Annotated in this window: 7 protein-coding genes; 1 reads left to right on the top strand and 6 read right to left on the bottom strand. The window is 74.2% G+C overall.

Annotated features, from left to right (window positions below; translation table 11 throughout):
- The 4 genes from OG432_RS25130 to OG432_RS25145 all read right to left on the bottom strand — a co-directional run bounded on the left by OG432_RS25130 (position 1) and on the right by OG432_RS25145 (position 4,089).
- Positions 1-1,020, bottom strand: a complete 1,020-nt coding sequence (locus tag OG432_RS25130) for a TauD/TfdA family dioxygenase (protein WP_328313224.1) — start codon at positions 1,018-1,020, stop codon at positions 1-3.
- A gap of 9 nt (positions 1,021-1,029) precedes the next feature.
- Positions 1,030-1,239 carry an MbtH family protein gene (locus tag OG432_RS25135; protein WP_328313225.1) on the bottom strand — a complete coding sequence of 70 codons (210 nt, stop codon included), beginning with the start codon at positions 1,237-1,239 and terminating at the stop codon, positions 1,030-1,032.
- A gap of 184 nt (positions 1,240-1,423) precedes the next feature.
- Positions 1,424-2,215 (bottom strand): thioesterase II family protein, encoded by a 792-nt coding sequence (locus OG432_RS25140; RefSeq protein WP_328313226.1) that lies wholly within the window; start codon positions 2,213-2,215, stop codon positions 1,424-1,426.
- Entirely contained in the window at positions 2,212-4,089 is a 1,878-nt protein-coding gene (locus OG432_RS25145) for a non-ribosomal peptide synthetase (RefSeq protein ID WP_328313227.1), read from the bottom strand. Before OG432_RS25145 ends, OG432_RS25140 begins: the two co-directional genes overlap by 4 nt.
- Before the next feature lie 30 nt (positions 4,090-4,119).
- On the opposite strand from OG432_RS25145, the gene OG432_RS25150 reads away from it, so the two are divergent.
- The gene (locus tag OG432_RS25150; protein ID WP_328313228.1) at positions 4,120-4,395 is read left to right on the top strand and encodes a hypothetical protein; all 276 of its coding nucleotides are present in this window, start codon (positions 4,120-4,122) and stop codon (positions 4,393-4,395) included.
- Here the strand turns inward: OG432_RS25150 and OG432_RS25155 are convergent.
- Both OG432_RS25155 and OG432_RS25160 read right to left on the bottom strand, forming a co-directional pair.
- On the bottom strand, positions 4,356-8,810 hold the full coding sequence (locus OG432_RS25155; protein ID WP_328313229.1) for an amino acid adenylation domain-containing protein: 4,455 nt from the start codon (positions 8,808-8,810) through the stop codon (positions 4,356-4,358). The two genes, OG432_RS25150 and OG432_RS25155, sit on opposite strands and share 40 nt — an antisense overlap.
- Before the next feature lie 29 nt (positions 8,811-8,839).
- The gene (locus OG432_RS25160) at positions 8,840-13,561 is read right to left on the bottom strand and encodes a non-ribosomal peptide synthetase (protein WP_328313230.1); all 4,722 of its coding nucleotides are present in this window, start codon (positions 13,559-13,561) and stop codon (positions 8,840-8,842) included.
- Positions 13,562-13,712: the final 151 nt, after the last annotated feature.

The following is a 13,712-nucleotide window of genomic DNA, read 5'->3' on the forward strand; positions in this document are numbered from 1 at the left end:
TCACACGGAGAGGGCGGCGCCCGGCAGGGCGGCCGGCAGTACGCCGGGCCGGCAGGCGAGGAGATCGACGGGCTCGCCCATCGCGACGGCGATCTTTCGCTCACCCACGAAGGGGTCGCGCCCGTGCGAGGTGAGGATGTTGTCGACGAGCAGGAGGTCGCCCCGCTGCCAGGGCTCCCGCACCGTCGCCGCCTCGTAGGCCTCGTTGATGCTCGCCACCTCGTCCTCGGTGAGCGGGATCCCGTCGCCGACACCGGTGTTGAACGGCAGGCCGTCCGAGCCGAACTCCTCGGTGAGGGCCTCGCGGATGACCGGGTCGAGGGACCACTCGTTCCAGAAGGCGAGGTGGTTGAACCAGGTCTCCTCGCCGGTCTCCGGGTGGACGATGGTGCCGGGGCGCAGCTGGCGGGTGCGCAGCCGGCCGTCGTCCTGCCACTCGGCGGCGATGTGGTTCTCCGCGCAGTACGCGTCGACCGCCGCCGGGTCCTCGGTGGCGAACGCGGTGCGCCAGTCGAGCGAGACGTACTCGGAGTAGGTGCGGGTCAGGGTCCAGCCGGTGGCCCGGACGCGCTCGACGATCCCGGCCGGCAGGTTGGCCAGCACCTTGCGGCAGTCCGCCACCGGGGTGGCGCCGCCCTCGTCCGCGGCGGTGAGGCAGGCGAAGAGGAGGCGGCCCGGGAAGGTGAGGGTGTAGCTGTTCTCGTTGTGCATCCGGATCGACTGGGGCGCCGGCAGGTCGGTCGAGGAGGCCACGCCGTTACCGAAGTCGCTGCGCGGGGTGGCCTTTTCCCGGTACGGGGTGGGGCGGGGCAGCAGGACGTCGCGGACCTGGGCGACGTCCTCGCTGGTGGCCACCGGCAGGCCGCGCAGGAACAGCGCGCCGTGCTCGGCGAGGTCCGCCTGGAGCTGGGGGAGATGGGCGCGGAGCCATGCGGTGGCCGCGGCCATGGTGTCGATGCCGGAGATCCGGGTCAGGGCCGGGCGGCCCGGGGCGATCTCCCAGTGCGGTGTCTGTGTCATGTCCGTGCCTCAGCCGGCCAGCGCGGCGACGAGGCTCGCGGGGCGGATGTCGGTCCAGTTCTCCTCGATGTGGGCGAGGCAGGCCTGGCGGGTGTCCTCGCCGAAGACGACCGTCCAGCCGGCCGGTACGTCGATCCAGCTCGGCCAGAGCGAGTGCTGGTTCTCCTCGTTGACCAGGACCCGGTAGGTGCCGTTCTCGTCCTCGAAGGGGTTCGACATGGTGGTTCCTCCATGAGTGGTGTGCGACGTGCGCGGAGTGCGACGTGCGCGGTGTGCGCGAGGTGCGCGGAGTCGGGTGGGCGGCGGGCGGGCGGCCGCGGTGTTCGCGCCGGTGACGCGGGGTGGGCGTCCCGTCCGGGCTCGTTCAAGCTATCGGCGGGCAGTGCCGCCGCCCGGCAGGAATTCAGGCAGCTGAGCGGAAGTTCGGCGTGCCCTCGGGCGCACCGCGCCGGGCGCGCTCGCGCCCGATGACCGAGGTCAGGACGTCGACCGGGCCAGGCTGTTCCACGGTCGCCAGCAGGTGGCCGCCGCGGACCACCGTGAGCCCGAAGCCGCCGGTGGTGTGCCGCGACCAGCCCGCGAGGCGGTCGGGGTCGAGCATCGGGTCGGCGTCACCGGCGATCGCGTACAGATCGGCACCGAGCGGCGGGGCGCCGTGGTGCCGGTAGGTGCCGAGCACGGCCAGGTCGGCACGGATGGCGCGCAGCGCCATGTCCCTCAACTCCGGTTCCGCGGCGATGAGTTCGCCCATGCCGGCGAGGCGCAGCAGGTCCTCCGCGGCGCGTTGCGGCTGCGGGGGGCCGCCCCACTCGTCGGGCGGGGAGGCGGACGCGGCGACCACCGCGTCCGGGCGCCGGTCCTCGGGCAGCGCGCGCGCCACCTCGTAGGCGAGCAGCGAGCCGAAGCTCTGCCCGTAGAAACCGAAGCGGCCGCCCAGGTGCGGGCGCAGGACGTCGACGACGGTGCGCACGAGCAGGTCGAACGTGGCGGGCATCGGATGCCGCCCGCGCCCGCCGCGCGCGGGCATCCGCAGCGCCCAGACCTCGGCGGCCGGCGCCAGGCGGTGCGCGAGGCGGGTGAAGGCGGTGGCGTCACCGCCGGCGTGCGGGAAGCAGAACAGCCGGTACGGGCGGTGCTCCTGCGGGGCCGGCACGAAGAGCCAGTCCCCTTCGACGCGGGGGCGGGGGCCGTTCACCGGGCGCCCGCCCCGCCGCCGACCAGCGCGGGCCGGCGGGGCGCGTCCGCGCTCGTGGCCCGGCGGACCGTCTCGGTGAAGTCGGCGAGGTCGCGCGAGTCGAGCAGGTGGCGCAGCTGGAGCTCGATGCCCAGCCTGCGGCGCAGCACGTGGGTGACGCGCAGGGCGGCGAGCGAGTGGCCGCCCAGGGACAGGAAGTCGTCCTCCGGCCGGATGTCGTCCCGGACGAGGACGGTGCGCCACACCTCGGCGACCTGCTCCGCGAGGGCGGAGTCCTGCGGGTCCGACGCCGGCATCGAGTCCGCCGGACTTGCCGAGCTTGCCGTCTGAGCCGTCTGAGCCGGCTGTGCCTCCTGGACCGACCGCGCCGGGGCCGCCGGACGTGCCGACGAACGCAACGCGGCCAGGGCGTCGTAGTCCACCTTGCCGTTGGGCGTGAGCGGCAGCGCGTCGAGGACCAGCACGGCGGCCGGGACCATGTGCGCGGGCAGCGCCGTACGGGCGTGGGCCAGCACCGCGTCGCCGTCCGCGGCGCGGTCGCCGGTGGTCGTGACGTAGCCGACCAGCTGCTGGTCGCCGTGCACGGTGCGGTGGACGGCGACGGCCGCGGTGGAGACACCCGGGTGACGGGCGAGCGCCGCCTCGATCTCCCCGGGCTCGACGCGGAAGCCGCGCAGCTTGACCTGCCGGTCGGCGCGGCCGCCGAACAGCAGCGTGCCGTCCGTGCCGTACCGGGCCAGGTCGCCGGTGCGGTACAGGCGGGCGCCGGGCGTGAACGGGGAGGCGACGAACCGCTCCGCGGTCAGACCCGGGCGGCGCACATAGCCGTGGGCGACGCCGGGGCCCTCGATGTACAGCTCGCCCGTGGCGCCTGCCTCCACCGGGCACAACCGCTCGTCGAGCAGGTGCACGCCCACGCCGGGCAGCGGCGCGCCGAGGTGCGGCGCCGGGCCGGTGATCCTCGTGGCGGTGGAGTCGACCGTGCACTCGGTGGGCCCGTACAGGTTGAGCGCGTCGATGCCGCCCGCGCCGATCTCGTCCCAGACGCGGGCCGGGACCGGCTCACCGCCCATGAACAGGCGCACCCGGCGGTCCGCGAACGACTCGCGCAGCAACTCCCAGTGCGAGGGTGTCAGGTCCAGATCGCTCACGCCGTGCTCGTCGAGCAGGGCGACCAGGCGCGCCGGGTCGGTCCTGGTCGCCTCGTCGATCACGACCACCTCGTCGCCGCGGCACACCCGAGCCCACTGCTGTACCGAGGCGTCGAAGGAGACGCTGGCGCTCCAGCCCACGACCGCGGGCTCGGCCCGGTACATCGCCAGGCCGGAGAGGCCGGCGAGCAGGGCGGCGACGCCGCCGCGGGTGGCTTCGACGCCCTTGGGGATGCCGGTGGAGCCCGAGGTGTAGATGACGTAGGCCGCGTCGGCCGCGGTGACCGGGGCGTCGGGAGCGGCGGCGCCGGCCGCGTCCGGGGTGAGCACCGGCACGTCCGCGGCGAGCGGCACCGCGTGCTGACCGGACGTCAGGAGCAGGGCGATGTCCGCGTCCTGGGCCATGAAGGCGAGCCGCTCGCGAGGGTAGGCCGGGTCGAGCGGGACGTAGGCGGCGCCGGTGCGCCACACGGCGAGCAGGGCGACCAGGAGGTCGGTGGTGCGGGGCAGGTGGATCCCGACCCGGTCGCCGCGCCCGACGCCGTGGGCGCGCAGCGCGCCGGCCAGGGCCTCGCTGCGCCGGGCCAGGGCGGCGAAGGTCAGCGCGCCGTCGGTGCCGCGGACGGCGATCCGGTCCGGGGTGGCGTCGGCGGCGGCCAGGAAGCCGGCCAGCGGGTCGACGCTGGAGGCGGCGGGGGCGGGGGCGGGGGCGTTGAGGGTCATGCGGGAGGTTCCTTCCGGGTGAGGTTCTAGGTGTTCGAGGCGCTCGTGGTGTTCGAGGCGCTCGTGGTGTCCGTGGTGTCCGTGGTGTCCGGGGTGGCCGTGGTGGTCGTTGTGGCCGGGGTATCCGGGGTTTTCCAGGCGCTCGTGGTGTTCGAGGTGTGCGTGGTCTCCGCCGTGGTCGGGGTCTCCGCAGGGTTCGTGGTCTCCGCCGTGGTCGGGGTCGGGCCAGTTCGTACGGCGGGGCGTGCGGAGGGGCGTGCGGAGGGTCATACGGCCGCGTCGAGTTCGGCGAGGGCCGCCGCGTAGGCGTCCATGAAGGCTTCGGCGAGCTCGTCCGGCACCACGGACCGCTGGTGGTCCACGGCCAGCAGCACGCGGTCGGACACCGGGTCCTGGATGAGCGAGGCGCCGAACGCGAAGCTGTTGGGCTCGTGGCGCATCGTCGGCTCGCAGCCGATCCGCCCGTCCACGATCCGCGCGTCGCTCAGCTGCCCGAGGGCGTGGAAGCGCAGGAACCCGAACTGGCTGTCCAGGCGCGGCCCTGCCATCAGGCGGGCCAGGCGGGCGACCGGCACCCGGCGGTGCGGCATCATCTCCAGCTCCTCGCGGTGCGCCGCGCGCACCAGGGCCAGCGGGTCGTCGTCGCGGGGCTCGGCCACCAGCGGCACGGTGTTGAGGAACAGCCCGTAGACCTCGGTGCCGTCCAGCCGTTCCAGCCGGCCGTTCATCGCGAGGCCGGTGGTGACCCGGCGGCGGCCGGTGATCCGTTGCAGGGCCCGCAAGTGGGCGGCGAGCGCCACCGACTTGACCGGGACCGCGGTGGCGTCGGCGACCCTGCGCAGCTGTCCCGGGGCGTCGGGCAGCACCCGTTCGACGGTGCGCGCCAGTTCGTGGGTGGCACCCGCGCCCTCCCACAGCTCGGCGCTGACGCCGTCGAGCTTGGCGCGCCAGTAGGCCAGGGAATCGGGGTCGGCCGCGGCCTCGCGCTCGACGGTCACGAAGTCGCGGAACGTCGAACGGGGCGGCGCGGCCGGCTCCGCGCCCGGGTCGGCCGCCAACTCGGTGTGGCGTTCCAGGAGTTCGGTCATCAAGGAGGTGAAGCTCCAGCCGTCCAGGATCGCGTGGTGCTCGCAGATGGTGAGCTGGAACGACGCGTCGGTGAGCCGCTGCACGGTGATCCGGAACAGGGGCGGCGCCATCAGGTCGAAGGGCGTCGACCGGTTCTGCTCGAAGACGGCCAGGACGCGCGCGTCCCGCTCCTCCCCGGACAGGCCGCGCAGGTCCTCGAAGGCGACCGGGGGCGGCAGGTCACCGTGGACGAGCTGCAACGGCTCGCGGTAGCCGGAGAGGTCGAGGCCGGTGCGCAGGACCGGGTGGCGGCCCATCGCCTCGATGACGGACCGGCGGAACGCGTCCTCGTCCAGCGGCCCGGCGATCTCGTAGCTGTTGACGTTGTGGTAGCTGTCGGTCCCGCCGGCGATCTCCATGTGGAAGACCATGCCGAGCTGCATGGAGACCATCGGGTACGCGTCCACGACCGTGACCGGGAGTTCGGCACGCGTCTCCGCGTCCACCAGCGCGAACGGTTCGGCCGCGCCCGCCGTGTCCGCCACCGGCCGGGCCAGCGGCGCGAGCGCGGCGATCGTCGGGCCGTTGAACACGTCCCGCAGGGTGACCGCCCAGCCGCTCTCGTGCAGCCGGCCGGCCAGCTGCACGGCACGGATCGAGTCGCCGCCCAGGTGGAAGAAGTCGTCGTGCACACCGATGTCCGTGATGCCGAGCACCTCCGCCCACACCGCGGCGAAGACCCGCTCCACCGCGGTACGGGGGGCCACGTGCCCGGCACCGGGCCGGGCGCCGGTGAGCGGACCGGGCGCGGGCAGTGCCGCGCGGTCGATCTTGCCGTTGACGGTCAGCGGCAGGGAGTCGAGGACGGTGACGGTGGCCGGGATCATGTACTCGGGAAGCGAGCGGGCCAGGAACTCGCGTATCCCGGCGGGTTCCCGCCCGGTGACGTAGGCGGCCAGACGCTGGTCGTGGACGCTCACCACACAGGCCTCCACGTCCGGATGCGCGGTCAACGCGCTCTCGATCTCGCCGAGTTCGATCCGGAAGCCGCGCAGCTTGACCTGGAAGTCGGCCCGTCCGACGTACTCGAGACCCCCGCCGGGCAGCCGTTTGGCGACGTCGCCGGTGCGGTAGAGCCGGGCCCCGGGGACGGCGGCGTACGGGTCGGCGACGAAGCGGGTGGCGGTGAGGCCGGGGCGGGTCCAGTAGCCGTGGGCGAGGCTGCCGCCGCCGATGTACAGCTCACCGGGCACCCCCACCGGGCAGGGCCGCAGCCAGTCGTCGAGGACGACCGCGCTCAGGTGCGGCATCGGCGTGCCGATCAGGCTGCGCCCGAAGCCCTCGGCCCGCTCGATGTCGTGGGTGGTGACGTGGACGGTGGTCTCCGTGATCCCGTACAGGTTGCAGAGCCGGGCCGGGGGCCGCGGGCTCAGGGCGTACCAGCGGTCCACCACCGCCGGGTCGAGGGCCTCCCCGCCGAGCATGATCTGCCGCAGTGCGGGCAGCTCCCGCGGCCGTCCGCGCAGGGTGAGTTCGAGCTGGCGCAGCGCGGAGGGCGTCAGGCAGAGGAAGGAGACGCCCTCCTCGGCGAGGAGCTCCACGAACTCCTCCGGCGAGCGGCTGGTGACGTAGGGGACGACGACCAGCCGGCCGCCGTGGTGCAGGGCGCCCCACAGCTCCCAGACGGTCCAGTCGAAGGCGTAGCTGTGGAAGAGCGTCCACACCTCCTGGCCCTCGCGCGGCGTGAAGTCGAAGTGCCCGGCACCCGATGCCATCAGCCTGCTGACGTGCTCGTGCGCGACGGCCACGCCCTTGGGCCGGCCCGTGGAGCCGGAGGTGAAGATGATGTACGCGGTGTCGCCGGGGCGGACCGCGACGGCCGGGCGGGTGGCCGGAAGGGCGGCCAGCAGCGGCGCCACCGCGGCCGGTTCGAGGAGGTGCCAGGGCCCCGGCGGGACCCGGTCGGGCCGGTCGCTGATCACGACGGTGGCCCCGGTGTCGCCGAAGACCGTCGCCGCGCGGTCGGCGGGCGCCGTCAGGTCCACCGGCACGTAGGCGGCGCCCGCCTTCAGCACGCCGAGCACGGAGACCGGGATGGCCTCGGTGCGGTCGAGCAGCAGCCCGACCCGGTCGCCGGGCCGTACGCCGCGGGCGATCAGGGCGTGGGCAAGCCGGTTGGCCCGCTCGTCGAGCTCGCGGTAGGTCAGCGAGGTGGCGCCGCAGGTGAGGGCGGTGCGGTCGCCGTACGCGTCGGCGGCCTCCTCGAAGAGCCGGTGCAGGGTGCGCCCCTCGGGGGCGTGGACCGGGCCGGCGGGCGACGCCTCGGTGCCGGTCAGCTCGCGCACCGTCCGCCCGGGGGCCTCCAGCGCCGCCGCGAGCAGGGTCCGCCAGTCGTCGGCCATCCGGCGCACCGAGTCCGTGTCGAACAGGTCCGAGCGGAACTCGGCCTCGCCGCGCAGCTCGCCGTCGTCGTAGAGGGACCAGGTCAGGTCGAACTTGGTGGTGCCGTTGGACTGGGTGCGCCGCGCGGCGGAGGCCGGCCCGAACCGCAGCGGGGCGCGGTCCTCGGTGTGCGAGCCGAACACCACCTGCACGAGCGGCGCGTGCTGGACGGAACGGTCAAGACCGAGGTGGTCGACGATCGTGTCGAAGGGTGCGTCGAGGTAGCCGTACGCGTCGAGCGCCACGTCCTCGACGTGGTGGAGCAGCTCACGGAAGGTGATGCCCGCGTCCAGCCGGATCCGCAGCGGCAGCAGATTGACGAAGTAGCCGACCAGGTTCTCCAGTTCGGGCCGGTTGCGGGTGGTCACCGGGGTCCCGACGATCATGTCCTCGGCGCCCGTGTACTGGTTCAGGAGCGCGGCGAACGCGGCGAGCTGCACCATGAAGGGGGTGACCCCCTCCGTCTCGGCGAGCGCCCGCACCCGGTCCGCGGTGCCGGCCGGAAGGCCGAAGCCGGTGGTCCGGCCGCGGTGGGTCGGTACGTCCGGCCGGGGCCGGTCGGTGGGCAGTTCCAGCAGACCGGGGGCGCCGGCCAGCCGGTCCTTCCAGTACGCCAGGTGCTCCTCGAAGGAGCCGGCGGCCTCCTCGGCCGCGTAGTCGGCGTACTGCGTGGTCAACTCCGGCAGGACGGGCGGGCGTTGTTCGGTGAGGGCGGTGTACACCTCCGCGAGCTCCGTCTCGAAGACGTCGGCCGACCAGCCGTCCCAGACGATGTGATGGACGACGAGGACCAGGGCGGTGCCGTTCTCGCCGCGGTGCAGGAGCGAGGCCCGCAGCAGGGGTCCCGCGGACAGGTCGAAGGGGGTGGCGGCCTCGGCCGCGATCAGTTCCCCGGCCCGGCGCCGCTGCTCGTCCTCGGGAAGCTCCCGCAGGTCGGTGACGTCCAGCGGGATGTGCAGGCCGTCGTGGACCAGCTGGCCGGGTCCCTCGGGGAGCAGGGCGAACGTGGTGCGCAGGGCCTCGTGCCGGGTGACGACCGTGTTGAGGGCGTGCTCGAGGAAGGCCGGGTCGACGGAGCCGGTGAAGGTGAAGATCCAGGGGATGTTGTAGGTCGCGGTGCCGGGGTTCCACTGGTCGAGGAACCACAGGCCGCGCTGGAGCCCGGAGACCGGGGCCGAGCGGGCCGTGGCCGCTTCGGTGGCTGAACTCACTGTTCTCATACCTTTCTTGGACGGGACGATCAGCGCTGAAGCAGCTGCTCGGCGATCGCGCTCGGGGTCTTGGCCCGGAACACCAGCTGCGGCGGCACCCGGGTGCCGGTCTCGCGGGTGAGCCGCATCGCGACGCGTACCGCGGACAGCGAATTGCCCCCGATCCGGAAGAAGTTGTCGTGGCGGCCCACCCCGTCGACCCCGACGACGTCGCGGATCGCCGCGATGACGAGGCGCTCGACGGCGGCCGGACGGCCGGTCCCCGGCACGTCCGACCCGGGCACGTCGGACCCGGCGGGCGCGGGGGCCGGGGCCGCCTGGGCGGGGGCGGGCAGTGCGGTGCGGTCGACCTTGCCGTTGGTGTTCAGCGGCAGGGCGTCCAGGACGTCGAGGGTCGAGGGGACCATGTGGGCGGGCAGTTGCTCGGCCAGGCAGCTGAGGATGGCCTCGGTGTCGGCGGCCACGCCGCCGGTGGTGACGTAGGCCGCGAGGCGACTGGTGCCCGATGCGGTCCGGTGGACGGTGACCGCCGCCTCCCGCACGTCGGGGCGCCGGGTGAGCAGGTCCTCGATCTCTCCGGGCTCGACCCTGAAGCCCCGGATCTTGATCTGGTCGTCCGCCCGGCCGGTGATCTCCAGGAGTCCGTCCTCGGTCTGATGCCCCAGGTCGCCGGTGCGGTAGATGCGGCGCCCGTGGCCGTACGGGTCGGCGACGAACCGGGCGGCGGTGAGACCGGGCCGGCCCCAGTAGCCCAGGGCCAGGCCGGCGCCGGTGGCGTACAGCTCGCCGGTCACCCCCGCCGGCACCGGCCGCAGGGCCTCGTCGAGGACCAGGACGCCCTTCCCGTTGAGCGGGCGGCCGATCGGGATGGAGGACGCGGCGACGTCCTCGGGCCCGACCGTGTGGCAGGTGGTCAGACCCAGGCTCTCCACCGGCCCGTAGCCGTTGGCGACGCGCAGGCCGGGGAACATGTCGAGCGCCTTGGCGACGTGGGTCACCGAGGCCCGCTCGCCGGCCGTGAACGCGGTGTGCACCCCGGCGTAGACGTCCGGGAACTCCTCCAGGAGGAAGTTGAACAGGCTTGCCGAGAGCTGGAGTTGGGTGACGTTGTGGCGGCGGGTCAGGTCGGCGACGGCCTCCGGGTCGGGCCGCTGGCCCGGCTGGAGCACACAGACGCCGCCGAAGAGCAGCGCCCCGTACAGTTCGAGCGCGAAGGCGTCCCAGGAGACCGGGGAGCACTGGAGCCACACCTCGCGCGGGCCGAAGCGGGCGTAGTCCTGGCCGAGGTAGGTGGCGGTGAGCGCGCGGTGCGGGACGGCGACGCCCTTGGGGCGGCCCGTCGACCCGGACGTGAACATCACGCAGGCCAGGTCGTCACCGGTGACCGGCACGTCCGGGGCGTGCTCGGGGGCCGCGGCGAGCAGCCCCGCGGCGGCATCCAGGTCGACGCGCTCGCCGGGCCAGTCGAAGGGCACCGGCTCCTCCCGGTGGGTGATCAGGAGGCGCGCCCCGCTGTCGGCGGCCGCCGCGGCGAGCCGGGCGGGCGGGAACTCCGGGTCGAGCAGGGTGTATCCGGCGCCGGTCTTCAGGGCCGCGAGCAGCGCGACCACCAGGTCGAAGCCCCGCTCCACCAGGATCGCCACGACCGTGCCGCGGCCCGCCCCGCGCCCGGCCAGGTGGTGGGCGAGACGGTTGGCGCGCCGCTCCAGCTCGCCGTAGCTCAGCTCCGTGCCGTCGGCGATCAGCGCGGTGGCGTCGGGGGTGCGGGCGGCGGCCGCCTCGAACAGGCGGTGCGCCGGGGCAGCGACGGCGGCGGCGAGCGTGCCGAGCCAGGCGTCACAGAGCGCCTCGATGGTGGCCGGCTCGAACAGGTCGCTGTCGTATTCAAAGCGTCCCGTGTAGCCCGTGCCGCGGTCGTCGACCGAGATGGACAGGTCGAAGCGGGACACGCCGTGCATGTGCAGCTCGCGGGTGACCTCCATGCCGTCGACGGTGAGCGGCCGCGAGTCCAGGGCGTGCATCTCCAGGACGACCTGGCAGAGCGGGTTGCGGTCCTGCGGCGGGTCGGTGACCACCCGGTCGACGATCGCGTCGAAGGGGGCCTCCTGGTTGCGGTAGGCGCCGATCGAGACCTCGCGCGCCTGGCGCACCAGATCGGTGAACCCGGTGTCCGGCCCGATCCGCAGACGCAACGGCAGCAGGTTGACGAAGTAGCCGATCAGATCCGTGAGTTCGGCGCGCCCGCGCACGTTCACCGCGGCCCCGATGGTCAGGTCCCGCTCGCCCGAGCGGCGGTGCAGCGTCATCGCGAGAGCGGCGAGCAGCACCATGTAGGGGGTGGCGTCCTCGCTGCGGGCGAGGTCCCGTACGGCCCGTGCCACCGGCTCCGGCATCGTGAAGGAGTGGTGGGCGCCGCGGAACGCCTGGAGTTCGGGGCGTGGATGGTCCGTGGGCAGTGCCTCGCTCTGCGGTACGTCCCGCAACTGGTTCTCCCAATAGGTGAGTTGAGACGTCACGGCGTCGGCCGACGCCGGGTGGTGGCGCCAGGCGCTGTAGTCCGTGTACTGGAGCGCCGGCTCGGGCAGCCGGTGCGGCCGGCCGGCGCGCAGCGCCTCGTAGGCCTCCTTCAGTTCGCGCTCCAGGACGGGCAGCGAGCCCTCGTCCCAGACGATGTGGTGCATCACCAGGACCAGGACGGTGCGTTCGCCGTCGCGGCGCAGCACATGGGCGCGCAGCAGCGGGCCGTTCTCCAGGTCGAGGGGGAGCCGGGCGGTGGCGGTGATCAGTTCGTCCAGCCGTCCTTCCGGCGCGTCCGTGACGGTGAACGGCACGTCGGCCGTCGCCCGCACCACCTGGCGGGGGCCCTCCTCGCCGAGGACGAACACCGTGCGCAGGCTCTCGTGGCGGGCCACGACCGTGTCGAGGGCGGCGTGCAGCAACTCGGTGTCCACCGCGCCGTCGAAGCGGAACACCCATGGCACGTGGTAGGTCGCCGAGCCCGGATACCACTGGTCGAGGAACCACAGGCCGCGCTGGAAGGGCGACAGCGGGGCCTCGGTGCGCCCGGAGCGGCTCAGCGGGGGGCGCCCCTCGTCCGCCGGGGCGGTCACCGCCGCGGCGAACTCGGCGAGCGTGGGCGCGTCGAAGACCGCATAGGGGGAGATCACGCCGAACGCGTCGGCGATCCGGCCCACCACCCGCACCGCGGTCAGGGAATCCCCGCCCAGCTGGAAGAAGTTGTCGTGCGCGCCCACGCGGGGGACGTCGAGGACGTCGGACCAGACGGCGGCCAGCAGTTGTTCGGCCTCGGTGCGCGGCGCCACGTGGGCGCCCTGCGCGGCGCCGCCCTCCGGGCCGGGCAGGGGCAGCGCCGCCCGGTCGACCTTGCCGTTGGCGGTCAGCGGGAAGGCGTCGAGGACCACCAGGGCCGCCGGGACCATGTGCTCCGGCAGCCGCGCGGCGAGGAAGCCGCGCAGCTCCTCGCGCTCGGGCGCGGCTTCGTCGGCCACGGTGACGTGCGCGGTCAGCCGCCCCCCGGGCGCGGTGACGACACAGGCGGCCACGGCCGGGTGCGCGGCCAGTACCTGCTCGACCTCGCCCGGCTCGACCCGGAAGCCGCGCACCTTCACCTGGTGGTCGGCGCGCCCGAGGAAGATCAGCGCGCCGTCCCGCTCGTCCTGGCGGACCAGGTCGCCGGTGCGGTACATGCGGGCCCCGGGCGTGGCGGCGAACGGGTCGGCCACGAAGCGCTCGGCCGTGGGTGCGGGCCGCCCCCAGTAGCCCGATGCGAGCAGCGGGCCGCCGACGTACAGCTCACCGGCGGCGCCGGGGGCGACCGGGCGCAGCCCGTCGTCGAGGACGTAGAGGGCGCGCTGCCCCAGGGCGGCGCCGATGGGCACCAGTTCGTCGTCCGCGCCGAGGTCCCGGACGACCGAGGTGATCACCGTCTCGGTGGGGCCGTAGGCGTTGATGAGCGCGACCCCGGTCGCCTCGCGCCAGGCGGCCGCCGCCTCCGGGTAGAGCCGGTCGCTCCCGGAGATCATCAGTCGCAGGGCCGCGGGGACCCGGGCGCCGGCCCGTACGGCCGTGGCGATCTCCTGGAAGTAGCCGGCCGACAGGTTGGCGACGCTCACGCCCTCCCGGTCGAGCAGGCCGAGCAGTTCGCCCGGGGCGAGCAGCGCCCGGTCGGGAACGACCAGGCGGGCGCCGGTGGTCAGCGCGGTGAGCACCTGCTCGATGGCCACGTCGACGGTGGGCCGGGCGAGCGCCAGCACGGTGTCCGCGCGGGTCGTCCCGAAACACCGGACCGCCGCCGCGACATGCCCGGCGAGCTCCCGCACGGATACGTGAACGCCCTTGGGGACACCGGTGGTTCCGGAGGTGTAGATGATGTAGCCGGCGCCGCCGGGCCGCTCGGGGGCGCCGGTGACGAGGAGTTCGCCGTCGGTGAGGAACGCGGTCGCTCCGGCGTCCCGGGCGATGAAGGCGTTGCGCTCCGAGGGGGCCGCCGCGTCCAGCGGAAGGTAGATCCCGCCGGCGCGGAGCACGGCGAGCAGCGCCACCACATGGTCGGCGCGGTCGGCCGAGGACACCGCGACGACCTGACCCGGCGCGATCCGCCAGGCCAACGCCAGGCTGAGGCGGTGGAGTTGGACGTAGGTCAAGGTCCTGCCGGCCCCGAGCACCGCGGGGCTCGAGGGGTGGCGGCGCACCGCCGACTCGAAGGCGTCTGTGATGGTGTCTGAAGACATGGTTCAACCCCGCTGGATGAAGGAGTCGGAGAACTGGGAAGGGGGGGAGGGGCCGCGATGCCGGAGTGGGCCGCAATACCCGTGACGCTAGGGCGGGTTCGACGTCCCGGCCGGAAGATGCGGGGGAAGATGAACGGCAGTATCGGCCGGC

It is taken from the genome of Streptomyces sp. NBC_00442 (assembly GCF_036014195.1).
Taxonomy (GTDB): Bacteria; Actinomycetota; Actinomycetes; order Streptomycetales; family Streptomycetaceae; genus Streptomyces.

Excerpts from the sequence above, each read along its gene's own strand:
- OG432_RS25130 (WP_328313224.1), bottom strand. The coding sequence starts at position 1,020 with ATGACACAGACACCGCACTGGGAGATCGCCCCGGGCCGCCCGGCCCTG.
- OG432_RS25135 (WP_328313225.1), bottom strand. The coding sequence starts at position 1,239 with ATGTCGAACCCCTTCGAGGACGAGAACGGCACCTACCGGGTCCTGGTC.
- OG432_RS25145 (WP_328313227.1), bottom strand. The coding sequence starts at position 4,089 with ATGACCCTCAACGCCCCCGCCCCCGCCCCCGCCGCCTCCAGCGTCGAC.
- OG432_RS25160 (WP_328313230.1), bottom strand. The coding sequence starts at position 13,561 with ATGTCTTCAGACACCATCACAGACGCCTTCGAGTCGGCGGTGCGCCGC.